The organism is Nocardioides currus, assembly GCF_003057875.1.
Taxonomy (GTDB): Bacteria; Actinomycetota; Actinomycetes; order Propionibacteriales; family Nocardioidaceae; genus Nocardioides; species Nocardioides currus.
Window position 1 is genome coordinate 244,077 of the sequence record NZ_PYXZ01000005.1, and the last position, 26,114, is coordinate 270,190.

Below are 26,114 nucleotides of genomic sequence, written 5' to 3' on the forward strand. Positions count from 1 at the left end.
GGAGCGGGCCGCGAGTCTCCTCGCGGCCCGCCAGCGGATCAGTCGTTCTTCTGCTCGGCGTTCACGAAGCCGGCGGCCTCGGCGGCCTCGGCCGTCTTGAACCAGACCTCGGCCTTGGTGCGGGAGTACCACGGGCTCGTGGGCGCGTGGAACTTCATCGAGTCCTTGTTGCCCTTGATCTCGAAGCCCTCGGGAGCCGAGCCGTCCTCGGTGGCGGGGGCGGAGTCGGCGTACTCGACCTCGGCGGGAGCGGCCTTCTCGTCCTCGGCGGGAGCAGCCGCGAAGGACTTGATCTCGGTCGCGGACTCGGCGGCGGCCTGGGCGGCGGGGGCCTCGGCAGCGGCACCGGTCGCCTCGGCGGCCGGGGTGTCGTCGGTCTTGACGTCGCCACCGGTGGCCTCGACGGCGGTCTTCTCGGCGTCACCCTCGAGGAGCTCGCGCTCCCACTCGGCCAGGGGCTCGGCGGTGGTGGCGTCGGTGCTCTTGGCGCCGGAGCGGGCGATGAGGCCCTCGGCGACGGCGTCGGCGACCACGCGGGTCAGCAGGCCGACGGCGCGGATGGCGTCGTCGTTGCCCGGGATCGGGAAGTCGACCAGGTCGGGGTCGCAGTTGGAGTCGAGGATGCCGATGATCGGGATCCGCAGCTTGCGCGCCTCCTCGACGGCCAGGTGCTCCTTGTTGGTGTCGACGATCCACACCGCGGAGGGGACCTTGGACATCTCGCGGATGCCGCCGAGCGTCTTGTCGAGCTTGTCGCGCTCCCGCTTCATCTGCAGGAGCTCCTTCTTGGTGCGACCGGATCCCGCGACGTTCTCGAAGTCGATCTCGTCGAGCTCCTTGAGGCGGTTGATCCGCTGGTGCACCGTCTGGAAGTTGGTGAGCATGCCGCCGAGCCAGCGCTGGTTGACGTAGGGCATCCCGACGCGCGTCGCCTGCTCGGCGATGGCCTCCTGGGCCTGCTTCTTGGTGCCGACGAACATCACGACACCGCCCTTGGCGACGGTCTCCTTGACGAAGGCGTAGGACCGGTCGATGTAGGCCAGCGACTGCTGCAGGTCGATGATGTAGATGCCGTTGCGCTCGGTCATGATGAAGCGCTTCATCTTGGGGTTCCAACGACGGGTCTGGTGACCGAAGTGGACGCCGCTCTCGAGCAGCTGGCGCATGGTGACGACTGCCATGTGATTCTCCTGTGTGACGAGCCCGCGTGCCGTTGCGCCCGTCCTTGAGTCAGGACGGACCGGTCGTCGGGTCTCTGTGGTTTTCAGTTGATGCCTCGGACGGGTGCCCTCGGCCCTGACGCTCACGCGCGATCCGACCCGGCTCATCGCTGAGCCGGAACCGAGGATCGGCGCCCACGGGCGGTCGGCCCCAGAAGAGAGGCCGTCGCGGTCTGCGAGCGTGCGAAGTCAGCCCGGTGGAACAAGATGGTGCTGGGCTGCTCTGCGAATCGTAGGCCACGCCCGCGCTGCTGGGCCAATCGAGCCCTGGCCGGCCTCGACCCGGGCCGCGCGCCGTCCACAGCGTCATCCCCGAGCGGCTCGTCCACAGGTACGCCGCTGGGCGCGTGCCCCGCCGCGGCGAGGACCCGAGAGTGGGGCGATGCCCGTCCTGCGCTCCCTCCTCCTCGGCGTGCTGGTCGTGCTCGCGACCTGCTCCCCCGCCCTCCCTGCCCCCGGCCCCGACGCCGACCCGGTGGGGGTCTGGCCGCTGGCCCCCGAGCCGGAGGTGGTGCACGGGTTCGACCCACCGGACGACCCGTGGGGCCCGGGGCACCGCGGCGTCGACCTGGCCGGCTCGATCGGGCAGCCGGTGCGCACCGCGCTGGCCGGCACCGTCGCGTTCGCCGGTCACATCGCCGGGAAGCCGGTCGTCACCGTCTCCCACGGCGACACCCGGACGACGTACGAACCGGTCGCCTCGACGATCGCGGTCGGCACGCCCGTCACCGCCGGCCAGCGGATCGGGACGCTCGAGGTCGCCTTCAGCCACTGCTTCCCCGCCGCCTGCCTCCACTGGGGGTGGCTGCGCGGCGAGACCTACCTCGACCCGCTCCTCCTCGTGGGCGACGGCCGGGTGCGCCTGCTCCCCCTGTGGCGCGACGAGCCGGTCGACCACGGCACCGCCTCCTGGCACGCCCCGCCCCTGCCGTACGACGGGTGGTCGCCCCTCGCCGGCTACCTCCCGTGACCCCCTCTCGAGCGGTGGCACAGCCACATCTCGTACGGAACGTGGCTGACCCACCGGCGAGTCACCGACCCGCCGACGACAACCTTCCGGCGGTGGCACAACCACATTTCCGCGGCGTCGAAGGTGGGTGGGCCACCGGCCCGCGACCGAACCGCCGACGACACCCCCGCAGCGGTGCCACAACCACAGTTCCGGGGGTCAGAATGTGGGTGGGCCACCGGCAGAGGTCACCAGCCGAACTGCTCGGTGTGGACGTCGCGATCCGCGACTCCGGCCCGGCGCAGCGCCCGGCGGACGGCCGCGGACCACCCGACCGGCCCGCACACGACCACGTCGCGGCCGAGCAGGTCGGGGACCAGCCGCAGCAGCTCGTCCTCGTCGGAGCCGGTGGGCCCTTCCGGCAACCACGAGCCGCGCTCGCGGCGCGGCCCGGTGAGCACCTCGACACAGATCCCGTCCCGGGCGGCGAGCTCGGCGAGCTCGTCCTCGAACAGCACGTGGGCGGGGTGGGCCGCGCGGTGGATCAGCGTGACCTCGCCCGGCGCGAACCCGCCCCCGCCCAGGAGCGCCCGGAACGGGGTGATTCCGACCCCCGCGGCGAGCAGCAGCAGGCGCGGGTGCCGGCGACGCAGGTCGGCGAGTGCGCCGTACGGACCCTCGACGGCGACGCGCGTCCCCGCCGTCAGCCCGGCGACATGCGCGCCGCCGTCGCCCTCGGTCGACACGGTGACCCTCAGGTGCTCGTCGGTCGGAGCAGCGGAGAGCGAGTAGGGGTGCCCGCGTAGCCCCGCGCGGCCGCCGAGGAAGCGCCACACGAAGAACTGGCCCGGCCGCGCGGCGAGCTCGTCAAGGTGTCGGCCCCGCATCGAGACGGTGACCACGCCGGGCGCCTCCTCCCGCACTTCCTCGACCCGGAGGGCCGCACGGCGGGTGCGGCGGAGCGGGACGACGACCCGGAACCACACGACGGCAGCCAGCGTGGCGAGGTAGAGGGTCCACCAGTAGACGCCGGTCCACCCTCGACCGAGCTCGCCGCCCACGAGCTGGTGCGGAAGCGCCAGTCCGATGCCGAGGTAGGCCCACAGGTGGAGCAGGTGCCAGGTCTCGTAGCGCAGCCACCGGCGGATCTCGAGGATCGAGGACACCACGACCAGCAGGACCAGCAGCGTGCCGACGCTCGCCGCCCACATCCACGGCTCGACGGCGAAGAGCTGCCACAGCGCCGCACCCACGGCATCGGGTTCGCGCGAGACGCGCTGCACCAGGAACAGCAGCACGTGCGCCAGCATCAGCCAGACCGACCAGGTGCCGAGCTGTCGGTGCCACCGGGTCAGCACGTCGCGCCCGCAGGCCCGTTCCAGCCACGGCAGTCGCGCCAGTGTCAGCACCTGGAGCAGCATCAGGTTGGCCGACCAGAGTCCGGTGGCGAGGGCCTCCTGGAGACGAGGCGTCAGCGGGTCGGCCAGGTAGTCGAGGAGCTCGCCGAGCGAGCGGTAGGCGATGGACGTCGTGACCAGCAGCGTGGCCACACCCACGAGGACGAACAGCCGCGCGACGGCCCGGCCGATGCCCGGCCGTGCCGCGGCACGGGCAGGCGACGGGCTCACGTCACGAGTCTGCCAGCGGTCCTCGCACCCAGCGCCGCTCAGGCGCGGGGGTGGGCCTGGCGGTAGGCCTGGCGCAGCCGGTCCGTGGTGACGTGCGTGTAGAGCTGGGTGGTGGCCAGCGAGGCGTGACCGAGCAGCTCCTGGACGGACCGGAGGTCGGCGCCGCCCTCGAGGAGGTGGGTGGCCGCGGTGTGGCGCAGCCCGTGCGGGCCCATGTCGGGCGCGCCGGGCACGTCGGCGATCCGGCGGTGGACCAGCTCGCGCACGGCGCGCTGGTCGATCCGGCGACCGCGCGCGCCGAGGAAGAGCGCGGCGCCGGCACCCTCGATCCGGAGCGAGGGGCGGCCGGACGTGAGCCACCGGTCGACGGCCCGGGCGGCGGGGCGGCCGTAGGGCACGGACCGCTCCTTGCGGCCCTTGCCGAAGACCCGCACGACCTGCCGCTGGGTGTCGAGGTCGTCGATGTCGAGGCCGACCAGCTCGCCGACGCGGATCCCGGTGGCGTAGAGCAGCTCCAACATCGCGACGTCACGCAGGCCCACGGGCGAGCCGTCGTCGGCCCGCTCGGTGGCGGCCCGGATCAGGTCGGAGGCCTCGTCGGCACGCAGCACCGGCGGCAGGGACTTGTGCTTCTTGGGCGACCCGAGCGACGCGCCCGCGTCACTCGGAGCCCGCCCGGTCCGGGCCAGCCACGCGGTGAACACGCGCGCGGCCGTGGCGCGTCGCGCGATCGTCGTGCGCGAGCGCCCCATGGTCTGCTGCTTGGCCAGCCAGCTCCGCAGCGTGCGGAGGTCGAGCTGCGTCACGTCGTCCAGGCCGAGGCGGGTCGCGTGGTCGAGGAGACCGGCCAGGTCGCCGAGGTAGGCACGGACCGTGTGCGCGGTCAGGTCGCGCTCCGAGGTCAGGTGGCGCTCGTAGTCGCCCAGCACCCGAGCCATCGACTCCGGGAGAGCCTCCGGCGCGGACTCCTCCCCCGCGCCGCTGGTCACCATGGGGGGATCGTAGGTCGCGGACGGCGCCGCGCTCCGGAGCCACGACGGACAGCGGCGTACGGCGCAGCGAGCCTCGCCCCGTCACCGCGCGCTCCCCGGGGCCACGACCCGCCACCCGTCGACGTCGAGCCGGACGAGGCCGGCGTCGGTCATGGCGCGCAGGACCCGATCGGCCTCCTGCGCGCTGACCCCCGCGACGCCGGCGATCGAGGCCGCACTGGCGCCGCGGGAGACGGGCACGGCGTCGAGCACCCGGACCTCGTCGACGGAGAAGGCGTCGTGGGGTCGGTCGGGTCCTCGCGGCGGGGTGACCAGGTGCTGGCCGGCGAGGCCGGTCAGCTCCAGCACCTCGAGCCCGCTGGTGACCAGGGTGGCCGCTCCCACCCTGATGCGCTCGTGCACGCCCTGGGACGTCACGCTGGTGACGGGCCCCGGCACGCCCATGAGGACACGGCTGAGGTCGTCGGCCCAGTGGGCGGTGTTGAGGGCACCGCTGCGCAACGCCGCCTCGACGAGCACCGTCCCGGTGGACAGGGCGGCGATCAGCCGGTTGCGGGACAGGAAGCGGACCTTGGTGGGCGCCGAGCCGATCGGGGCCTCGGAGACCACCGCGAAGTGGGTGGCGACGTGGTCGACCAGCTCGCGGTGGGCCGCCGGGTAGACCCGGTCGGCGCCGCAGGCGAGCACCGCGACCGTGGCGCCACCGGCGGACAGGGCCCCACGGTGACCCGCCTGGTCGATGCCGAACGCCGCCCCGGAGACCACCGGCGACCCGGCCCGGGCGACGGTCGCGGCCACCTCGGTGGCCACGCCGAAGCCGTAGGACGTGGCCGACCGCGAGCCGACCACGGCGATCGACCCGGCCAGCTCGTCGAGCCGCATCGGGCCGCGCACCCACAGTCCGACGGGCACGCCGCCCATGCCCTGCACCCGCTGGCCGTGGCCGAGGTCGTCAAGCTGCGTGGGCCACTCGACGTCCGCCGGGGTGACGAACCTGAGTCCGGTCCGCTCGGCGATCTCCAGCACCCGGTCGGGGTCGACGTCGCGCAGCCGCGCGACCAGCTCCGGTCGCTGTCCCAGCGCGACGACCTCGTCGATCGTGGCCTGCGCGCCGATCTCGAGGACGCGATCGGCGACGTGGCCGTCGCCGGGCTCGACGGCGTGGCTCAACCGCACGCGGGCGAGCCGCTCCTGCTCGGCGCTCACGAGGCGAGCTCCATGGCGGCAAGACCGATCGCGCCTCCGGAACGGAGCGCCAGCGCCGTCTCGACGTCCTCGAGCAGCGGAGCCGGACGGCCGGCGAGATCGGCGACCGACAGGGCGACGCGGTGCACCCGCGTGATGCCGCGCCGGGTCAGGGTGCCCCTGGTCATGGCGTCGTCGAGGATGCGCTGCCCGTCGGGCGGCAGCGGCCACCGTTCCGCCAGCACCGGCCCGGGGACGGCGGAGTTGAGAGCGAAGCCCAGTCCGGCGTAGCGCGCGACCTGGCGGGCCCGCGCCGCCGCGACCGCCGCCCGGATGTCGGCCGAGCTGTGTCGGCGGGCGAAGGGGTCGCGACCGCGGTGCCCGGGCATGTGCTGGAGCTCGCGCCAGATGTCGATCCGGTCGACGATCGGGCCGCTCAGCTTGCGCTGGTAGTTGCGGCGGATCGGGTCGGTGCAGTCGCACTCGAGGCCGGCCCCCGTGGCGTGGAAGTTGCCGCACGGGCACGGGTTGGCGGCGAGCACCACCATGGCCCGGGCGGGGAAGGTCGCCGACTCCTCCCCGCGCGCGATCGTGACCTCCCCCGCCTCCAACGGCTGCCGCAGCGCGTCGATGACGTCGGAGCGGAACAGCGGGAACTCGTCGAGGAAGAGCACGCCGTGGTGGGCGAGGCTCACCTCGCCGGGGCGGGCCCGGCCGGTGCCGCCGCCGAGGATGCTGGCGCGGCTCGCGTCGTGGTGGGGCTGGAACCAGGGCGGACGGGTGACCAGTGCGTCGAGGGCGCCGACGAGCGAGTGGACGGCCGTCACCTCCAGCGACTGCTCGAGGGTCAGGTCGGGCAGGATCGTCGGGATCCGCTCGGCCACCGTCGTCTTCCCGGCGCCGCGCGGACCGCTGAGCATGATGTGGTGCCCGCCGACGGCGGCGACGGTCACGGCGAAGACGACGTCCTCCATGCCCTCCACCTCGGCCATGTCGACCTCGTCGCGCAGGTCCTGCCCGCGCCACGACAGCAGCCGGCCGGAGGACGACCCCTCGACGGGTGGCGCGCCGGGGACCTCCTCGCCGCGGAGCTCGGCGACGACCTGGGCCAGTGAGCGCATGCCGAACACGGTCATCCCGGGCACCATCGCCGCCTCGCCGGCCTGCGGCTCGGGCACGAAGACCCGGCGGATCCCTCGCTCCCGAGCGGCGAGCACCATCGGGAGCACGCCGCTGACGGGGCGCAGGTGGCCGGACAGGGTCAGCTCGCCGATGAAGGCGGTGTCCTCGAGCGACGCCGGCGGGACGCGGTGGTCGGCGGCGCCCTCCCGCGGCTTGGACTGGTCGGCGCACTTCACCGCGACGGCGATCGCGAGGTCGAAGTGGGTGCCCCGCTTGGGGAGGTCGGCGGGCGCGAGCAGGATCGTCACCCGTCTCGTGGCGGGCCACGGCGGCGCGGCGTTGGTGATCGCCATCCGCACCCGGTCGCGCGCCTCCTGCAGGGCCTTGTCGGGTCGACCGACCAGCGAGGTGCCGGGGATCCCGGGCGAGATGTCGACCTGCACGTCGATCAGGTGCCCGGCGGTGCCGGCCAGCGCCAGGCTCCGGGCGGTGGCCAGGGCAGTCACGTCAGTCCCCGGACGTGGTCGATCTCGGGGACGCCGTCGCGCGGCTGGAGCACGGCGACCAGGTCGATCCTCACATCGGCCGGCCGGGCAGCGTGGGCCTCGAGCCAGGCGGCCGCGAGGCGGCGGAGCCGGTCGAGCTTGGCCCGGCCGATCGACTCGTGGGGCGTGCCGTAGTCGTGCGAGCTGCGCGTCTTGACCTCGCAGACCACGAGGGTGCGGCCCTCCCGCAGCACGAGGTCGATCTCGCCCTGGGCGCAGCGCCAGTTGTGGTCGAGCAGCACCATGCCCTGGCCGACCAGGTGGCGGGCGGCCAGGAGCTCGCCGTACGCCCCCAGCGCCTGGTTGTGGGTGAGACGTGTCGTGGGTTGACCGGTGTCCATCGGTGACCTCCTCGTTCGGAGGTCCCAGCACACCTGCCGGCACGGACAGCCGGCCGCGGCGACGGCACCAGCCTGTGGAGGAGACCCGGTCGGGGCCGCCTGTGCGCGGTTCGCGACCCGCGATCAGCCCTTGGGGGGCTCGATCTCCTGCTCGCTGAGCTCCTCGACGTTGACGTCCTTGAAGGTCAGCACCTTGACGTTCTTGGCGAAGCGGGCCGGGCGGTACATGTCCCACACCCACGCGTCGGTCATCGAGACCTCGAAGAACACGTCACCGTTCTCGGTGCGCGCCCGGACGTCCACCTGGTTGCAGAGGTAGAAGCGGCGGTCGGTCTCCACGACGTACTTGAAGATGGAGACGACGTCGCGATACTCCCGGTAGAGGGTGAGCTCCATCTCGGTCTCGTACTTCTCGAGCTCCTCGGCGCTCATGCTCACTCCTCCTCGTGCGCCGCTGACGACGCAGCGGCCTGCTCGGCCTCATTCTGCACACCCGGGGTGGGCTCGAGCCCCGCGGCCCGCCGCACGTTGACGAACCTCATCCGGTGCACCGGCGAGGGGCCGTGCTCATCGAGCGCCGCGGCGTGCACGTCGGTGATGTAGCCCTTGTGGGTCTTGAAGTCGTAGGCGGGGTACGTCGCGTCGAGCTCGACCATCATCCGGTCCCGTGTCACCTTGGCGAGCACGGAGGCGGCGGCGATGCACGCAGCGACCCGGTCGCCCTTCCACACGGCCAGCCCCGGGACCTCCAGGCCGTCGACGGGGAACCCGTCGGTCAGGACGTAGGACGGACGCTCCTCGAGCAGGGCGACCGCCCGGCGCAGCGCCTCGACGTTGGCGACGTGCATCCCGAGCCGGTCGCACTCCTCGGAGTCGATCACGACGACCGACCAGGCCACCGCGCGGCGCACGACCTGGGCGTAGACCCGCTCGCGGGCCTTCTCGGTGAGCAGCTTGGAGTCGGCGAGACCCGGCACGATCCCGGCCTTGCCCGCGGGGAGGATGCAGGCTCCGGCGACCAGCGGACCCGCGCAGGCGCCACGACCGGCCTCGTCCACGCCGGCGATGGGCTCGATGCCGACCCGTCGCAGCGCTCGCTCGTAGCCGTAGAGGCCGGCGTCGCGGCGCACGGTCGCCCCGGACGGCAGGTGGGTCGGCTCGGCGACGAGCGGGGAGGTGTCAGGCATCGGGGACGTCCGCGAAGGTCTCGGGGCGGGTCAGCCAGTCGAAGCGGCTGCTCGGCCACAGCAGCACGAACACGCGACCGACGACCAGGTCGTCGTCGACGAACTCGTCGCCGGGCTCGCAGCCCCTGGCGCGGGGCTTGCACAGGTGGTAGGAGGAGTCGGCGGAGTGGTTGCGGTTGTCGCCCATCACGAAGACGTGGCCCGCCGGCACCGGGCCGGCCTTCCAGTCTGTCGTGCACTGGTCGACCATCGGCCCGTTGCACTGCGTGTCGGGGTCGTCCTTGACGTAGGAGTCCTCGTCCAGCGGCTGACCGTTGACCAGGATCCTCCCTTGGTCGTCGCAGCACTCGATCACGTCGCCCGCCACTCCGATCACCCGCTTCACCAGGTGGCCGCCCGAGGGGTAGAGCCCGATCTTCGTCATCACCCTGGGAAGCAGGCCGGTCGGGCCCGCGGACTCGGCCGGGCTGAGCCAGTCGCCGGGGTCCTTGAAGACCACGACGTCCCCGCGCTGCGGCTCGCCGCCACCCCAGTAGGACACCTTCTGCACCAGGATCCGGTCGTCCTTGACCAGGCCGGGCTCCATCGACTCCGACGGGATGTAGAACGCCTGCAGGAACAACGCCTTGATCGCGACAGCCAGCACCAGCGCCACGGCGAGGAGGAGGATCGTCTCCTGCCACAGCGGCAGCTGGCGCCTGGCCGGCTCGGTGCCGTGGTTGTCGCTCGCGTGCACCGGGCGTACGGCGTCAGGACCCCGAGGAACCATCGGGGACGTCCTCGAAGGTGGCCGGGCGCGAGAGCCAGTCGAAGCGCTCGCGCGGCCACAGGAGCACGAAAACGCGACCGACCACGAGGTCGTCGGCCACGAACTCCTGGCCCGGGACGCAGTCGGTCTCGGCCTTCGGACGGCACATGTGCACGGTCGAGTCGGCGGAGTGGCCCCGGTTGTCGCCCATCACGAAGACGTGGCCCTCCGGCACCGGGCCGGCCTTCCAGTCCGTCGTGCACTGGTCGACCATCGGGCCGTTGCACTGCGTGTCGGGGTCGTCCTTGACGTAGGAGTCCTCGTCCAGCGGCTGACCGTTGACCAGGATCCTCCCCTGGTCGTCGCAGCACTCGATCACGTCGCCCGCCACTCCGATCACCCGCTTCACCAGGTGGCCACCCGAGGGGTAGAGCCCGATCTTGGCCATGGCCTTGGGGATGGTGCCGGTCGGTCCGGCCGACTCGGCGGCGTTCAACCAGCCGCCCGGGTCCTTGAACACCACGACGTCCCCGCGCTGCGGCTCGCCGCCACCCCAGTAGGACACCTTCTGCACCAGGATCCGGTCGTCCTTGACCAGCCCCGGCTCCATCGACTCCGACGGGATGTAGAACGCCTGCAGGAACAACGCCTTGATCGCGACAGCCAGCACCAGCGCCACGGCGAGCAGCAGGAGCGCCTCCGCCCACAGCGCCAGGTGGTGCTCCTTCGGCTTGTCCGCCGCGGATCCGGGCGCCGGATCGGCGCCCCAACCGGGGCCGTCCTCCGGGGAAGACGACGACCGCGGCCCCTCCGGCTGGGTGTCAGTCGGAGGAAGACCGCGGTCGTGTGAAGTCACTTGCAGAGACTAACCAGAGTCTGGTCGATCTCAGGACTCGTGGCGCGCTGAGCGTCGGCTCAGAACTCGCGACGCTCCTTGATCTTGGCGGCCTTGCCGCGCAGGTTGCGGAGGTAGTAGAGCTTGGCGCGACGGACGTCACCGCGGGTGACGACCTCGATCTTGTCGAAGATCGGGGAGTGCAGCGGGAAGGTGCGCTCGACGCCGACGCCGAAGGTGACCTTGCGGACGGTGAAGGTGCGGCCGACGCCCGAGCCGTGGACGCGGATGACGACGCCCTGGAACTGCTGGACACGCGAGCGGCTGCCCTCGATGACCTTCACGTGGACGTTGACGGTGTCACCGGCGCGGAAGGCCGGGACGTCGGTGCGAAGGGTGCTGCTGACGAGCTCGTTGAGCACGTTGGTCATGATGACTCCTCACGGATGCCACAGGTCGGCCGCGGTATCGGATGGGTGGATCGGCTGGTCCGGCCGTGGTGGCCGGCGGCGTCGCACACCCCCTGTGGCAGGTGATCGTCGCGTCTGCCCCGCGCGTGTTCTGCGGGACGAGAGTTTGGCCGGCTGGACCAAGGGCCGAGTCTGCCAGATCGGGTCGCGCCCGGGGAAATCAGCGGGGAGACCGGCGCCTCTTGGTCAGGACGACGGCGCCCGGCTCGCCGGGGGCGGCCCCGCGCAGGCGGTAGCCCGCCTTCTTGTACATCCGGATGTTGTCGGCGCTGCCGGCGCCGGTGAACAGGACGTACGACGCCACGCCGGCCGGCGCCGCCGCCTCGATGCGCTCCAGCATGTCGCGCCCGAGGCCCTGCCCCTGGAGGTCGGGGGCCACCATCAGCCGGCCGACGTCCCAGGCGCCCTCGTGCTCGCCGTGGGTCTCGACCCGTCCCCGCGCGGCGGCGACCAGCCGGCCACCCCGTCGGCGGACCACGACGGTCCAGCGGTCCAGCCAGCGGCGTACGTCGTCGAGCGTCTCGTGCAGGGCATGGATCTCGACGTCCGGGTTGGCCTGCTGCTCGGCGACCCAGCAGGCGAGCTGGAGGGTGAGGAGCTCGCCGGCGTCGGCGGGGACGGCGAGTCGGACCTCGTCGGCGCCGACGGAGGTGGGCGCGACGAGGTCGGGCCGCCGGGCTGCCGTGCGCTGCAGCGCCTGCTCGCGCCGCCAGGCGGCGATGCGCGCGTGGTCACCGGAGAGCAGCACGTCGGGGACGTCGTGGCCGCGCCACGAGGCGGGCTTGGTGAAGACGGGGTACTCCAGGAGGCCGTCCTCGTGCGACTCCTCCACCAGCGACTCGGCGTTGCCCATGAACCCGGGGACCAGCCGGACGACGGCCTCGGTGATCGCCAGCGCGGCCACCTCTCCCCCGTTGAGGACGTAGTCGCCGAGCGAGATCTCGCGGACCGTGCCGATCGTCGCGGCGTGGTCGATCACGCGTTGGTCGATGCCTTCGTAGCGCCCGCAGGCGAAGACGAGGTGGTCGTGGCCGGACAGCTCACGGGCCACGGCCTGGGTGAAGGGCTGGCCGCTGGGCGTGGTGAAGACGATGGTCGCGCCAGCGGCCACCTCGTCGAGCGCCGCGCCCCACGGCTCGGGCTTCATCACCATCCCCGCGCCACCGCCGTACGGGGTGTCGTCGGTCGTGTGGTGGCGGTCGGTCGTCCAGTCGCGCAGGTCGTGGACGACGATGTCGAGGAGCCCCTTCGCCCGGGCCTTGCCGGGCAGGCTGAGCTCGAGCGGGGCGAGGTAGTCGGGGAAGATCGAGACGATGTCGATCCTCACGCCCGGCCCTCCGACTGGTCCTTCTCGTCGGGGAACGGGGCGACCAGCCCGGGCCGGTCCGCGATGACGACCCGACCAGCGGCCACGTCGACCTCGGGCACCAGCGCGGCCACGAACGGCACCAGGGTGCTGCGCCCGTCGGGGGTGCGGATGGTCAGGAGGTCCTGGGCGGCGCCGTGCACGACGGCGGTCAGCTCGCCGAGGTGCGTCCCCTCCTCGTCGTACGCCGCGAGACCGATGAGCTGGTGGTCGTAGAACTCCTCCGGGTCCTCCGGAGCGTCGTCCGGGCCGAGCGTGGCGTGGAGGACGATCCCGCGGGCGGCCTCGGCGGCATTGCGGTCGACGATCTCCTCGAACGTCACCAGCAGCACCTGCTGGTGCCAGCGGGCGCGACCCACGGTGAGGCTGGAGATGCGGCTGGCCGACCCCTGCGGCGGCTGGGCCCGCACGGTGGTGCCGGGAGCGAACCGGCGCTCCGGCTCGTCGGTGCGGACGTCGATCGTGACCTCGCCACGGATGCCGTGCGGCTTGCCGATGCGGCCGACCACGACCTCGATGCTCTCCACGGCGTCAGCGTATCGGTGCCCGACCGGGCCGGAGACGCCGACGGGCGCCACCCCGAGTGGGGTGGCGCCCGTGGGCGTGGTGCACGTGTGGGTCAGCGGCGGCGGTCGACGTCCACGAAGTCGACGCGGGCACCGCCGCGACCCGCGAGGGCCGAGATGACGGTGCGGAATGCCGTGGCGGTGCGGCCGTTGCGGCCGATCACCTTCCCGAGGTCGTCGGGGTGGACCCGGACCTCGAGGACGGCGCCACGACGCAGCTGCTTGTCACGGACCGAGACGTCGTCCGGGTTGTCGACGACCCCCCGGACGAGGTGCTCGAGTGCCTCGGCGAGCACGGGGCTCAGCTCTCGCTCTTGCCGGCGTCCTCGGCGGTGACGGTCTCGGCCGCCTCAGCCTCGGCAGCCGCGCCCTCGGGGGTCTCGGAGGCAGGGACCTCGGCCGGCGCCTCGGCGGCGGCCGGCTCCTCGGTCTTCTTCTCGGTCTTCTTCTTGGCGGTGGTCGCGGCAGCCTTCGGCTCGCTCGCGGCCTCCTTGAGGGCCTCGTTGAAGATGTCGATCTTGTCGCGCTTCGGCTCCTTGACCTTCAGGGTGCCCTCGGTGCCGGGCAGGCCCTTGAAGGTCTGCCAGTCACCGGTGACCTTGAGGATCGCGGCGACGGCCTCGGACGGCTGCGCGCCGACGCCGAGCCAGTACTGCGCCCGGTCGGAGACGACCTCGATGTACGAGGGGTCCTCCTTGGGGTGGTACTTGCCGATCTCCTCGATCACACGACCGTCGCGCTTCTTGCGCGAGTCGACGACGACGATGCGGTACTGCGGGACCCGGATCTTGCCCAGGCGCTTCAAACGGATCTTGACGGCCACGTCTGTGGTGTCTCCTCAGGAAATGGTGGTGTGTGGACGACCGCCGCCGGGTGGGGTCCGGGTCGGGTGGTCCGATGGGGCGCCGCGGCGACCGGGAGAGAGGGCCCTGCCACTGCTGCGACTCAGCGCGCGATTCTGCCACGTCCGGGTCGCAACCGACCAATCGCGTCGAGGGTGTACGTCGCGACGCGGGACGGACCCCGGACGGACCTCAGTCCTCGACGCCGATCAGCGGACGCACCCGGTCGGCGCCGCGCACCTCGACCGGCACCTCCGGGCGCACCAGGTCCTCGGGACGGAGCACCAGCATGGTCATCTCGGCCAGCTCGCCGCGTCGCTCGTAGCGCTCGGCGCCGTTGACGCGGTAGCCGACCTTGCGGCTGACGGCCAGCGACGCCGGGTTGTCCACGAAGGCACCCGACGTGATCTCCGTGAAGCCCAGGTGGTCGAAGAGCAGGACGCACATCGCCTGGCGCATCACGGTGCCCAGCCCGCGGCCCTGATGGGCGGCTCCCAGCCACGACCCGGTCTCGCCGGTGCGGCGTACGACGAAGTTGCTGGTCGTCACGCCCTGGACGCCGACGAGCTCCCCGCGGAACCACACCCCGAGGTTGAGCACCCACGACGACGGGGAGAAGTCGGCGCGGGTGCGCCAGTGGTACTGCGCGAAGTTGAGCGGGAGGTCCTCGGCCGGCACGTCGGTCCACGGGAACGAGAACGGCATCCGGTCGGGGCTGTGGATGCCCTCGGCGGCGAGCGCGCCGAGGGTCACCAGGTCGTCGTCGCTGATCCCGCGCAGCTCGAGGTCGCCGGCGGTGACCCGCAGGTCGAGGACGGGGAAGACGTCGCCGATCGTGCGTGCGGCGCTCACGGCGCGACCACCGTCCGGCCGCGCAGCACGACGTACGACGGCTCGTGGAGCACGGTGAGGTCGAGCAGCGGGTCGCGCGGATAGACGACGAAGTCGGCGGGCGCCCCCTCGTCGAGGGTCGCGTTCCATCCCAGCCACTCGCGGGCCCGCCAGGAGGCGGCGCCGAGGGCGTAGTCGGCCGGCATCCCGAGCTGGTGCATCGCCAGCACCTCGCCGGCGATGTTGCCGTGCCGGCTGACGCCGCCGCCGTCGGAGCCGGCGTAGAGGGCGACCCCCAGCTCGTGGGCCGCCATGATCGTGTCGCGCTGACGGGCGTGCAGGTCGCCCATGTGGGCGGAGTACTGCGGGAACTTGTCGCGGCCCGCCTCGGCGTACTGCGGGAACTTCTCGATCTGCATCACGGTCGGGACCAGCGCGATCCCCCGGGCCGCCATCGTCTCGGCGAGGTCGGTGGAGAGACCGGTGCCGTGCTCGATGCAGTCGATCCCCGCCTCGATCAGCGCGGGCAGCACGGCCTCGCCGAAGCAGTGCGCGGTCACCTTCGCGCCGTGCTCGTGGGCGGCGGCGATCGCGGCCGCGAAGTCCTCGGCGGGGAACGACGGGGCGAGGTCGCCCGTGTCGCGGGAGATCCAGTCGCCGACCAGCTTGACCCAACCGTCCCCGCGCCGGGCCTCCACCACCACGGTCTCGACGAGCGACGGCGGCTCGACCTCGTGGGCGTAGTTGCGGATGTAGCGCTTGGTGCGCGCGATGTGCCGCCCGGCGCGGATCAGGCGGGGCAGGTCGTCGCGCCCGTGCATCCACGCGGTGTCGGCGGCCGAGCCACAGTCGCGGATCAGGAGCGCCCCGGCGTCGCGGTCGAGCAGCGCCTGCGCCTCCGCCTCGGCGTCGTCCACGGCGCCGTGGTCGTCGAGCCCGATGTGGCAGTGCGCGTCGACCAGTCCGGGCACGATCCAGCCCTCGGCGGCCGTCTCGGCCCCGGCCTGCGGCTCATGGGTGACGGTGTCCCCCACGACGTAGAGGTCGCGGACCTCGCCGTCGGGCAGGACCGGGCCGCGGAAGCGCATCGGCGTCATGGCCCCGAACCTAGCGCCCGGCGTCGATGTCCCCAGATCCGGTCATGACACCCGGCGCCTCGCGCACGAAAGTCGGGAGCATCATGATCGATCTGCCCGGGGGGGCCCAGTGATGCACGACTTCCATGCCCATCGGCGACCGGGACGCGCACGCATCCTGCTGCTCCTGCTGACGCTGGTGTTCACCGGCCTCGCCACCTGGACGACCGCGGCGCCCGCCGTCGCGGCCCCGTGCGACGCGCCCGTCGTGAGCCCGGTGGCGTGCGAGAACACCAAGGTCGGCACGCCCGAGACGGTCTGGGGCATCAACGGCGCCGGCGACGCCAACATCCAGGGCTTCGCGACCGACATCAGCGTCGACCAGGGCGGGACGGTCGGCTTCAAGGTCGACACCAACGCGACGTCGTACCGCCTCGACATCTACCGCATGGGCTTCTACAACGGCGACGGCGCACGCTTCGTCACCACCGTCCTGCCGACCGTGCTCAACAACCAGCCCAACTGCATCACCGCCGCCGCGACCGGTCTGGTGGACTGCGGCAACTGGACCCAGAACGCGTCCTGGCAGGTGCCGGCCGACGCGGTGTCCGGCATCTACTTCGCGCACGCAGTCCGCACCGACGGCACCGCCGGCGAGAGCCACATCATGTTCGTCGTCCGCGACGACGACGGCCGCTCCAACCTGCTCTTCCAGACCTCCGACACGACCTGGCAGGCCTACAACACCTACGGAGGCAACAGCCTCTACACCGGCTCCCCCGCCGGCCGCGCCTACAAGGTGAGCTACAACCGTCCGTTCACGACCCGCGCCAACGCGCCCGAGGACTGGGTGTTCAACGCGGAGTACCCGATGGTGCGGTTCCTGGAGTCCAACGGGTACGACGTGTCGTACACCACCGGCGTCGACACGGACCGGCGCGGCAACGAGCTCACCGAGCACAAGACCTTCCTCTCCGTCGGCCACGACGAGTACTGGTCGGGCACCCAGCGCACCAACGTCGAGCTCGCGCGGGCGGCCGGGGTCAACCTGGCGTTCTTCAGCGGCAACGAGGTGTTCTGGAAGACCCGCTGGGAGAACAGCATCGACGGGTCGGGGACCCCGCACCGCACACTGGTCAGCTACAAGGAGACGCACGCCAACGCCAAGATCGACCCCGCCGGGGCGTCGACCTGGACGGGCACCTGGCGCGACCCGCGGTTCAGTCCGCCCGGTGACGGCGGCCGGCCCGAGAACGCCCTCACCGGCACGATCTTCACGATGAACTGCTGCGCCATCGACATGCAGGTCGGCGCCTCCGACGGCAAGATGCGCTTCTGGCGCAACACCCGGGTCGCCAACCTCACCGGCAACCAGACCACGACGGTCGGCACCAACACCATCGGCTACGAGTGGGACGAGGACCTCGACAACGGGTCCAGGCCCGCGGGCGCGTTCCGTGTCTCCGAGACCGACGGCAGCGGGCAGCGCATCACCGACCAGGGCACCGACTACTCCCAAGGCCCCGGCACGCACGCGATGACGATGTATCGAGCGCCGAGCGGTGCGCTGGTCTTCGGCGCCGGCACGATCCAGTGGTCGTGGGGCCTCGACAGCAGGCACGACCGCGGCAGCGCGCCCGCGGACGTCGCCGCGCAGCAGGCGACCGTCAACCTCCTCGCCGACATGGGGGCGCAGCCCACCACCATGCGGCCCGGCCTGGTGGCGGCGGCCGCCTCCACCGACACCGTGGCGCCGACCTCGACCATCACCTCGCCGGCCGCGGGCGCGACCGTCGAGGTGGGCACGCCGCTGACGGTCACCGGCACCGCGGCCGACACCGGCGGCGGCCGCGTCGGCGGCGTCGAGGTGTCCACGGACAACGGCACGACGTGGCACCGCGCCACCGGCCGCGAGTCGTGGACCTACACGTTCACGCCGTCCACCAACGGCTCGCTGACGATCAGGACCCGCGCGACCGACGACAGCGCCCGCACGCAGGTCCCCGGGGCCGGCACCACCATCACCGTCGGTGCCCCGCCGACCGCCTGCCCCTGCTCCATCTGGCCCGGCACCGCGACCCCGCAGCGCACCGACTCCGACACCGACGCGGTCGAGCTGGGCGTGAAGTTCCGCGCCAGCACCAACGGCCTCGTCACCGGCATCCGCTACTACAAGCCCGTCGAGACGAGCGGCACCCACGTCGGCAGCCTCTGGTCCAGCACCGGCACCCGGCTCGCGAACGTCACGTTCACCAACGAGAGCGCCAGCGGCTGGCAGCAGGCGACGTTCCCGACACCGGTCGCCGTCACGGCGGGCACGACCTACGTCGCGTCCTACTTCACCCCGTCGAGGTATGCCGTGTCGTCGGCCTACTTCACGTCGGCCACGACGCGCGGCCCCCTGACCGCGCTCGCCAACGGCACCGACGGCGGCAACGGCCTCTACCGCTACACCAGCACTGCCGGCGCCTTCCCCAACCTGTCGTTCAACTCCGAGAACTACTGGGTGGACGTCGTCTTCTCCGACACCGACACCACCAAGCCGACCGTGAGCGCCCGCACGCCCGCTGTGGGCGCGACCGGCGTCGCGGTGGGCGTCGCCCCGACGGCGACGTTCAGCGAGACCGTCCAGCAGGCCACCGTCGCGTTCCAGCTCACGACGCCGGGCGGCGCCGTGGTGCCCGCGACCACGTCGTACGACGCCGCGAGCCGCACGGCGACGCTCAACCCGTCGGCGGCGCTGGCCGCCTCGACGACCTACACCGCCCGCGTGAGCGGCGCCAAGGACACCGCCGGCAACACGATGGACCCGGTCACGTGGACGTTCACGACCGGGACGGCCGACACCACCAAGCCGACCGTCACCGCACGCACGCCCGCCGTGGGCGCCACCGGCGTCTCGGTCGGGGTCGCGCCCACCGCGACGTTCAGCGAGGCGGTGCAGCAGTCCACGATCGCGTTCGAGCTGCGCACGCCCGGCGGCGCGGTGGTGCCCTCGACCACGGCTTACAACGCGAGCACCCGGGTCGCGACGCTGACGCCGAACGCGGCGCTGGCCGGCACGACGACCTACACCGTGAACCTCACCGGCGCGCGTGACCCGTCGAACAACCTGATGGACCCCGTCACCTGGACGTTCACCACCGAGACGCCCGACACCACCAAGCCGACCGTCACCGCCCGCACTCCTGCGCCGGCCGCGACCGGGGTCCCGGTCGCCACCGAGGTGACGGCCACGTTCAGCGAGGCCGTCCAGCAGTCGACGATCGCGTTCGAGCTGCGCACGCCCGGCGGGGCGGTCGTCCCGTCGACGACCGCCTACAACGCGACCACGCGGGTCGCCACGCTCACCCCGACCGGTTCGTTGAACCCCAGCACGACCTACACGGTCAACCTCACCGGCGCGAAGGACCCGTCCGGCAACACGATGGACCCGCTCACCTGGACCTTCACCACGCTCGCGAGCTCCTACGGCTGCCCGTGCTCGATCTGGGCGCCGACCGCGACGCCGGCCCGCACCGACTCCGACACCGACTCCGTCGAGCTCGGCGTGAAGTTCCGCGCCGCGACCAACGGGTTCGTGACCGGCATCCGCTACTACAAGCCCGTCGAGACGAGCGGCACCCACGTCGGCAGCCTGTGGAGCAGCACCGGCACTCGCCTGGCCACCGTGAACTTCACCAACGAGTCGGCGAGCGGCTGGCAGGAGGCCACCTTCACCACGCCGGTGGCGGTGACGGCCGGCACGACGTACGTCGCGTCCTACTTCACCCCCACCCGCTACGCCGTCACCTCGGCCTACTTCACCTCCGCCACCACCCGGGGACCGTTGACGGCCCTGGCCAACGGCACCGACGGCGGCAACGGCCTCTACCGCTACTCCAGCACCGCCGGGGTGTTCCCCAACCAGTCGTTCAACTCCGAGAACTACTGGGTCGACGTCGTCTTCGCCGACAACGACACCACCAAGCCGACCGTGACCACCCGCACGCCCGCGCCCGGCGCCACCAACGTCGTCCTCGGCGCGACGCCGACCGCGGTGTTCGACGAGGCGGTCGACCCCGCCAGCATCGCCTTCGAGCTCCGCACCTCCGGCGGCACCCTCGTGCCGTCGACCACGGCCTACAACGCCGGCTCCAGGACCGCCACCCTGACGCCCGACGCGGCCCTGGCCGCCAGCACGACCTACACGGTCAACCTCAGCGGGGCCCGTGACCCGGCGGGCAACGTGATGAACGCGATCTCGTGGACCTTCACCACCGAGGCACCCGACACCACCAAGCCGACGGTCACCAGCACCAACCCCGCCGCGGGCGCGCCCAGCGTGCTGCCCGGCACCGACGTGTCCGGGGTGTTCAGCGAGGCCGTGCAGCAGTCCACCATCACCGTCGAGCTCCGCAACCCGGCCAACGCGCTGGTCGCGGGCACGACGGCCTACAACGCCGGGACGAGGACGGTCACCCTGACCCCCAACGCGGCGCTGGCCAGCGGCACCACCTACACGGCCACGATCAGCGGGGCGAAGGACGTCTCGGGCAACACGATGAACCCGTTCTCGTGGACCTTCACGACCTCGAGCTCCACGTACAGCTGCCCCTGCACGATCTTCCCGTCGACGGCCACGCCCGAGCGCACCGATGCCGACACCAGCTCGGTCGAGCTCGGGGTGAAGTTCCGCGCGGCCACGAACGGCTACATCACGGGCATCCGCTACTACAAGCCCGCCGTCACCACCGGCACCCACGTCGGGTCGCTGTGGACCTCGACCGGCACCCGGCTCGGCCAGGTGACGTTCACCAACGAGACCGCCAGCGGCTGGCAGCAGGCGACGTTCGCCTCGCCCATCGCGGTGACCGCCGGGACGACGTACGTCGCGTCCTACTTCACTCCGTCGCGGTACGTCGTCAGCTCGGCCTACTTCGCACCCGGGGCCGTGACCCGCGGACCGTTGACCGCGCTGGCCCACAGCGAGGGCGGCAACGGCGTCTACCGCTACACCGGCAGCGCCAGCACGTTCCCCGACAACACGTACCAGGGTGAGAACTACTGGGTCGACGTCGTCTTCTCGGAGACGTCCGACGACGGCCTGCCGCCCACCGTCACGACCCGGGTCCCCGCGGCCGGCACGAGCGGCGTGTCCGCCACCGTGCGCCCGTCCGCGACGTTCAGCGAGGGCGTGGTCGCCGGCTCGATCTCGATGGTGCTGCGCAACAGCGCCACCTCCGCGGTCGTGGCCTCGACGACGTCCTACGACTCGACCAGCCTGACCGCGACGCTGACCCCGAGCCTCCAGCTCGCCTACTCGACGCCCTTCACCGTGACGCTCAGCGGCGCCCGCGACCCGTCGGGCAACGTGATGGCCCCGGTGACGTGGTCGTTCGAGACCGCGGCCGCCCCGCCCCCGCCGCCCACGTCCGGGCCCGGTGGACCGATCGCGCTGGTGACGAGCGACGCCAACAAGTCCTCGACGTACCTCCTCGAGATCGCCCGTGCCGAGGGCCTCAACGAGTACGCCAACCTCAAGAACACCGACCTCAGCGCGACCACCCTGGCGCCGTACTCCGCCGTCGTCCTCGGCAACGTCGCGATCACCGACACCCAGGTGACAGCGCTGACCAGCTGGGTCAACGCGGGCGGCAACCTGGTCCTGATGCGGCCCGACAGCCGGCTCAACTCGCTGGCCGGGCTCGTGACGCAGACCGGCACCGTCAGCAACGGCTACCTCAAGGTCGCCACCAGCACCGAGGCCGGAGCCGGCATCACCTCCGACACCATGCAGTTCCACGGGGCGGCCCAGCGCTACTCGCTCACCGGCGGCGCCACCTCGGTCGCCGAGCTGTTCACCACCGCCTCGGCGGGGACGGGCCAGCCGGCCGTCTCGCTGCGCACGGTGGGCAGCAGCGGCGGGCAGGTCGCGTCGTTCACCTACGACCTGGCGCAGTCGATCATCCAGACGCGCCAGGGCAACCCGGCGTGGGCGGGCACCGAGCGCGACGGCACGGCGCCGATCCGGTCCAACGACATGTTCTTCGGAGCCGGCGGCACCGACTGGGTCGACCTCACCAAGGTGTCCATCCCGCAGGCAGACGAGCAGCAGCGATTGCTGGCCAACCTGCTCACCGTGATGACACGCGACAAGATGCCGCTCCCCCGGTTCTGGTACCTCCCGGCCACCCACAAGGCGGTCGTGGTCGCGACCGGTGACGACCACGGCACGGGCGGAACGGCCGGGCGCCTGAGCACCTACACCGCCGCCGGCGCGCCCGGGTGCTCGGTGGCGAAGTGGGAGTGCCCGCGCTTCACCTCCTACATCTACCCGAACTCGCCGCTGATCAACAACGAGGCGGCCGCGTTCACCGCCGACGGCTTCGAGATCGCCGTGCACCCCGAGAACGGCTGCACCAACTTCACCTCGCTCGCCAACCTGCAGTCGGTCTACAACACCAAGATCGCCGAGTGGAGCGACCGCTACGACAGCATCCCCGCGCCCACCACCGGCCGGTTCCACTGCATGGCGTGGAGCGACTGGGCCTCCCAGCCCAAGGCCGAGCTGGCGGCCGGCATCCGCTTCGACACCAACTACTACTACTGGCCCGGATCGTGGATCGCCAACCGCCCCGGCTTCATGACCGGGTCCGGCTTCCCGATGCGGTTCACCGACACCGACGGCTCGATGATCGACGTCTTCCAGTCGTCCACGATGATGACCGACGAGTCGGGCCAGAGCTACCCGTTCACCCCCGACACGCTGCTCGACCGGGCGCTCGGGTCGCAGGGCTACTACGGGGCGTTCACGGCCAACCTGCACACCGACAACCAGACGACCTTCGAGGACACCCAGGTCCTCGCGTCGGCACAGTCGCGGGGCGTCCCGGTGGTCAGCTCGAAGCAGATGCTCACCTGGCTGGACGGACGCAACGCCTCGTCCTTCTCCAACATCTCCTACAGCGGCAACACGATGTCCTTCACCGTCAACGTCGGGGCCGGTGCCAACCAGCTGACCTCGATGCTGCCGACCTCCGGTCCCGGTGGTCGCACCCTGACGACGATCACCCGGGGCGGCACCGCCGTGCCGATCACGCTGATGACGGTCAAGGGCCAGCAGTACGCCATGTTCGCCGCGGCCTCCGGCGCCCACACCGCGACGTACGTCGTGGGCGGCACGCCCACCATCGCCGAGGCGCAGGCCTCCGCGATCACGGCCGACTCGGCGAAGCTCACCTGGCAGACGGACGAGCCCGCCACCAGCGCGGTCCTGCTCGGCACCGACGCGGGATCGATGAAGACCGTCGACCGGGTCGGCGGGCGCACCGGCGACCACGCCATCACGCTCGACTCGCTGCAGCCCGGCCGCCGCTACGTCTTCCGCGTGCGCTCGACGTCGGCCGACGGCACCGTGGTGACCTGGCCGGCGCTGGACCAGCGTCCGGCCAGCTTCACGACCCGCAGCCTCGACAGGGCGGCTCCGCGGATCAGTGGGGTCCGGGTGGCGGCGCTGCCCGACGGCACCGCCCGGGTCACGTGGAGCACCGACGAGCCCGCCACCTCGACGGTCCGCTTCGGACGGGGCACCCGCCTCGGCTCGATCCGGCTCGACGACCGGCTGACCCGCGACCACGCGGTCGTGCTCACCGGACTCGACGCCCGCCGCGCCTACGGGTTCCGGGTGTCCTCGGCCGACGAGACGGGCAACACCGCGCACGGCGCCGTACGCCGCCTGCGGACCGCTCGCCACGGCGTGGGCGTCCAGACGCTCGAGGCGTTCCGCACCGGCACCTGGACGTCGGGGCTCGTGCTCGACGACTCCGGCTTCGGGTCCTTGACGCTCGCGGGACGCGGCTCCGCGACCTACACCTCGGGGGTCGTCGACTCCGGGCAGAAGGTCGACTGGCTGCGGGCCGTGCTGCACGGGACGGTCCCGGCCGGCACCAGCGCCACCCTCCAGGTCCGCACCGGGGCCACGTCGAAGGCGGGCGCGTCGTGGTCGGCGTGGACCAGCCCGCGAACGAACGGCGACCCGCTCAAGCGGTCGGGACGCTTCCTGCAGTGGCGCCTGAGGCTGACGGCCTCCGGCACCGCGGTCCCGGACATCACCGGCATCGGGTTCACCAACACCGGCACGCACCACGAGGAGAGCGAGCTCCACTGATCCAGGTGGTGGAGACGCTCAGATCTGGTCGAGCAGCCACGACGGGCTGAGCACGACGACCGGGGAGACGTTGGCCGCCAGCGCACGATCGGCGGTCACCACCGCGACCCGCCCCGAGGCGGCGGTGGCCTGCCGGCGGACCTCCGAGTCGCCGTCCTTGGGCGCGTGCACGGTCAGGACGTGGGCGTCACGACCGGCCCGCACGCCGCCCTTGGCCGCTCCCTCCAGCACGAGCACGATCCGGTCGTAGCCGACGTCGCCGATGAGCAGGCGCTCGTGGAGGCGTCGGGCCGCGCCCGCGCGGTCATTCCACCAGCCGTCCGGGACGGACCCGACGACGTTGGCGCCGTCGACGACCAGGACGGACGTCATGAGGACCGCCGGTTCGAACCGGCGAAGCCCATGACGTCAGGGCTTCCCGTCATTTGAGGAACTTCGAGAAGTCCTTCGGCAGGTCGAGGGCGGCCGCGGCCTTCTCGTAGTCGACGTCCTCGCCGGTGCCGAAGGGGTTGGCGCTCTTCTGCGCGGCCGCCGCCTTCGCCGCGGCGGCGTCCTGCGCGGCCTTCGCGGGGTTGCCGGAGGCCCGGCGGCCCTTCTTCTTCGGCTGCTGCTTGGCCTGGCGCTTGCCGGGGCCGACACCACCGGGCATGCCGGGGATGGCCGGCATCCCGGGCACCCCGCCCCCGCCCATCATCGACTTCATCATCTTCTTCGCCTCGAAGAAGCGGTCGACGAGCTGGTTGACGTCGGAGACCTGGCGACCCGAGCCCTTGGCGATCCGGGCGCGGCGCGAGCCGTCGATGATCTTGGGGTTGTCACGCTCGGCGGGCGTCATCGACTGGATGATCGCCTGGATGCGGTCGATCTCGCGCTCGTCGAAGTTCTCCAGCTGGTCTCGGAACTGCCCCATCCCGGGCAGCATCCCCATGATCTTCGACATCGACCCCAGCTTGCGGATCTGCTGCATCTGCTTGAGGAAGTCGTCGAGGGTGAAGTCGCCGGTCTCGAGCAGCTTCTCGGCGGCCTTGCGCGACTCGGCCTCGTCGAAGCTCTTCTCGGCCTGCTCGATCAGGGTCAGCATGTCGCCCATGTCGAGGATGCGCGAGGCCATCCGGTCGGGGTGGAAGAGGTCGAAGTCGGTCATCTTCTCGCCGGCCGAGGCGAACATGACCGGCTTGCCGGTGATCGAGGCGATCGACAGCGCGGCACCACCGCGGGCGTCGCCGTCGAGCTTGGTCAGCACCACGCCGTCGTAGCCCACGCCGTCGAGGAACAGCTGCGCGGTCGTGACCGCGTCCTGGCCGATCATCGCGTCGACGACGAACAGCACCTCGTCGGGCTGCACGGCGTCGCGGATGTCGGCCGCCTGCTTCATCAGCTCGGCGTCGACGCCGAGGCGGCCGGCGGTGTCGATGATGACGACGTCGTGCAGGGTGCGCTTCGCGTGCTCGATGGCCTCGCGGGCGACCGCGACCGGGTCGCCGACGCCGTTGCCGGGGGCCGGGGCGAAGACGGGCACGCCGACGCGCTCACCGTTGACCTGGAGCTGCTGGACCGCGTTGGGGCGCTGGAGGTCGGCCGCGACGAGGACCGGGGTCTTGTCCTGGTCCTTGAGCCAGAGCGCGAGCTTGGCCGCCAGCGTCGTCTTGCCGGCACCCTGGAGGCCGGCCAGCATGATGACGGTCGGGCCGGTCTTGGCGTAGCGCAGGCGGCGGGTCTCGCCGCCGAGGATCGTGACGAGCTCCTCGTTGACGATCTTGACGACCTGCTGGGCGGGGTTCAGCGCACCGCTGACCTCCTCGCCGCGCGCCCGCTCCTTGACGGCCGCGACGAACTCCTTGACCACCGGCAGCGCGACGTCGGCCTCGAGCAGCGCGATGCGGATCTCGCGCGCGGTGGCGTCGATGTCGGCCTCGGACAGCTTGCCCTTGCCGCGCAGGTGCTTGAAGGTGTCGGCGAGCCGGTCGGAAAGTGTGGCGAACAAGTGCGTGGGTCCTCTGGTCTGGCGGTCGGTGGGCCGCGACACGCGGCGCCGGGGACGTCGTCCCAGCCTAACCGGGCA

General features: G+C 72.1%; 21 protein-coding genes. 2 read left to right on the forward strand and 19 right to left on the reverse strand.

Annotated features, from left to right (window positions below; all coding sequences use genetic code 11):
* Positions 1 to 38: 38 nt before the first annotated feature.
* Complete coding sequence (gene rpsB, locus C7S10_RS13255; protein WP_108344905.1) at positions 39 to 1,181, reverse strand: 30S ribosomal protein S2, sunset domain variant; 1,143 nt, start codon at positions 1,179 to 1,181, stop codon at positions 39 to 41.
* A gap of 421 nt (positions 1,182 to 1,602) precedes the next feature.
* On the opposite strand from rpsB, the gene C7S10_RS13260 reads away from it, so the two are divergent.
* The gene (locus tag C7S10_RS13260) at positions 1,603 to 2,190 is read left to right on the forward strand and encodes a M23 family metallopeptidase (RefSeq protein WP_108344906.1); all 588 of its coding nucleotides are present in this window, start codon (positions 1,603 to 1,605) and stop codon (positions 2,188 to 2,190) included.
* Between the two features lie 227 nt (positions 2,191 to 2,417).
* Here the strand turns inward: C7S10_RS13260 and C7S10_RS13265 are convergent, their stop codons facing one another.
* The 16 genes from C7S10_RS13265 to C7S10_RS13340 all read right to left on the reverse strand — a co-directional run bounded on the left by C7S10_RS13265 (position 2,418) and on the right by C7S10_RS13340 (position 15,924).
* Positions 2,418 to 3,797, reverse strand: a complete 1,380-nt coding sequence (locus C7S10_RS13265; protein ID WP_108344907.1) for a ferredoxin reductase family protein — start codon at positions 3,795 to 3,797, stop codon at positions 2,418 to 2,420.
* A gap of 38 nt (positions 3,798 to 3,835) precedes the next feature.
* A complete protein-coding gene (locus C7S10_RS13270) occupies positions 3,836 to 4,789 on the reverse strand; it encodes a tyrosine recombinase XerC (RefSeq protein WP_108344908.1) in 954 nt (317 codons plus the stop codon).
* A gap of 81 nt (positions 4,790 to 4,870) precedes the next feature.
* On the reverse strand, positions 4,871 to 5,995 hold the full coding sequence (dprA, locus tag C7S10_RS13275) for a DNA-processing protein DprA (RefSeq protein ID WP_108344909.1): 1,125 nt from the start codon (positions 5,993 to 5,995) through the stop codon (positions 4,871 to 4,873).
* Positions 5,992 to 7,602, reverse strand: coding sequence for a YifB family Mg chelatase-like AAA ATPase (locus tag C7S10_RS13280; RefSeq protein ID WP_108344910.1), 1,611 nt, complete (start codon positions 7,600 to 7,602; stop codon positions 5,992 to 5,994). Before C7S10_RS13280 ends, dprA begins: the two co-directional genes overlap by 4 nt.
* Complete coding sequence (locus tag C7S10_RS13285; RefSeq protein ID WP_108344911.1) at positions 7,599 to 7,982, reverse strand: YraN family protein; 384 nt, start codon at positions 7,980 to 7,982, stop codon at positions 7,599 to 7,601. Before C7S10_RS13285 ends, C7S10_RS13280 begins: the two co-directional genes overlap by 4 nt.
* 123 nt (positions 7,983 to 8,105) lie before the next feature.
* Positions 8,106 to 8,414, reverse strand: a complete 309-nt coding sequence (locus C7S10_RS13290; RefSeq protein ID WP_108344912.1) for a DUF2469 domain-containing protein — start codon at positions 8,412 to 8,414, stop codon at positions 8,106 to 8,108.
* A gap of 2 nt (positions 8,415 to 8,416) precedes the next feature.
* Positions 8,417 to 9,169: a ribonuclease HII gene (locus C7S10_RS13295; protein WP_108344913.1), complete on the reverse strand. Its 753-nt coding sequence runs from the start codon at positions 9,167 to 9,169 to the stop codon at positions 8,417 to 8,419.
* Positions 9,162 to 9,938, reverse strand: a complete 777-nt coding sequence (gene lepB, locus C7S10_RS13300) for a signal peptidase I (RefSeq protein ID WP_108344914.1) — start codon at positions 9,936 to 9,938, stop codon at positions 9,162 to 9,164. The genes C7S10_RS13295 and lepB (C7S10_RS13300) overlap by 8 nt, the downstream gene beginning before the upstream one ends.
* The gene (gene lepB, locus C7S10_RS13305) at positions 9,919 to 10,773 is read right to left on the reverse strand and encodes a signal peptidase I (protein WP_108344915.1); all 855 of its coding nucleotides are present in this window, start codon (positions 10,771 to 10,773) and stop codon (positions 9,919 to 9,921) included. The genes lepB (C7S10_RS13300) and lepB (C7S10_RS13305) overlap by 20 nt, the downstream gene beginning before the upstream one ends.
* Before the next feature lie 59 nt (positions 10,774 to 10,832).
* Positions 10,833 to 11,183: a 50S ribosomal protein L19 gene (gene rplS, locus C7S10_RS13310; protein ID WP_108344916.1), complete on the reverse strand. Its 351-nt coding sequence runs from the start codon at positions 11,181 to 11,183 to the stop codon at positions 10,833 to 10,835.
* A 199-nt stretch (positions 11,184 to 11,382) separates the two neighbouring features.
* Positions 11,383 to 12,549, reverse strand: a complete 1,167-nt coding sequence (gene trmD, locus C7S10_RS13315; RefSeq protein ID WP_108344917.1) for a tRNA (guanosine(37)-N1)-methyltransferase TrmD — start codon at positions 12,547 to 12,549, stop codon at positions 11,383 to 11,385.
* The gene (gene rimM / locus C7S10_RS13320) at positions 12,546 to 13,115 is read right to left on the reverse strand and encodes a ribosome maturation factor RimM (RefSeq protein ID WP_207769370.1); all 570 of its coding nucleotides are present in this window, start codon (positions 13,113 to 13,115) and stop codon (positions 12,546 to 12,548) included. Before rimM ends, trmD begins: the two co-directional genes overlap by 4 nt.
* A 92-nt stretch (positions 13,116 to 13,207) precedes the next feature.
* The gene (locus C7S10_RS13325; RefSeq protein WP_108344918.1) at positions 13,208 to 13,450 is read right to left on the reverse strand and encodes an RNA-binding protein; all 243 of its coding nucleotides are present in this window, start codon (positions 13,448 to 13,450) and stop codon (positions 13,208 to 13,210) included.
* Positions 13,451 to 13,455: 5 nt separating this feature from the next.
* Positions 13,456 to 13,977, reverse strand: a complete 522-nt coding sequence (gene rpsP, locus C7S10_RS13330; protein WP_108344919.1) for a 30S ribosomal protein S16 — start codon at positions 13,975 to 13,977, stop codon at positions 13,456 to 13,458.
* Between the two features lie 211 nt (positions 13,978 to 14,188).
* Positions 14,189 to 14,848 (reverse strand): GNAT family N-acetyltransferase, encoded by a 660-nt coding sequence (locus C7S10_RS13335; protein WP_108344920.1) that lies wholly within the window; start codon positions 14,846 to 14,848, stop codon positions 14,189 to 14,191.
* Positions 14,845 to 15,924 carry an amidohydrolase family protein gene (locus C7S10_RS13340; protein WP_108344921.1) on the reverse strand — a complete coding sequence of 360 codons (1,080 nt, stop codon included), beginning with the start codon at positions 15,922 to 15,924 and terminating at the stop codon, positions 14,845 to 14,847. The genes C7S10_RS13335 and C7S10_RS13340 overlap by 4 nt, the downstream gene beginning before the upstream one ends.
* Before the next feature lie 112 nt (positions 15,925 to 16,036).
* Between C7S10_RS13340 and C7S10_RS13345 the strand changes: the two genes are divergently transcribed.
* Positions 16,037 to 24,052: a DUF4082 domain-containing protein gene (locus C7S10_RS13345; RefSeq protein WP_108344922.1), complete on the forward strand. Its 8,016-nt coding sequence runs from the start codon at positions 16,037 to 16,039 to the stop codon at positions 24,050 to 24,052.
* An 18-nt stretch (positions 24,053 to 24,070) separates the two neighbouring features.
* Here the strand turns inward: C7S10_RS13345 and C7S10_RS13350 are convergent, their stop codons facing one another.
* Both C7S10_RS13350 and ffh read right to left on the reverse strand, forming a co-directional pair.
* Positions 24,071 to 24,424 carry a hypothetical protein gene (locus C7S10_RS13350; RefSeq protein WP_108344923.1) on the reverse strand — a complete coding sequence of 118 codons (354 nt, stop codon included), beginning with the start codon at positions 24,422 to 24,424 and terminating at the stop codon, positions 24,071 to 24,073.
* 49 nt (positions 24,425 to 24,473) lie between these two features.
* Positions 24,474 to 26,036 carry a signal recognition particle protein gene (gene ffh / locus C7S10_RS13355; protein WP_108344924.1) on the reverse strand — a complete coding sequence of 521 codons (1,563 nt, stop codon included), beginning with the start codon at positions 26,034 to 26,036 and terminating at the stop codon, positions 24,474 to 24,476.
* Between the last annotated feature and the right edge of the window lie 78 nt (positions 26,037 to 26,114).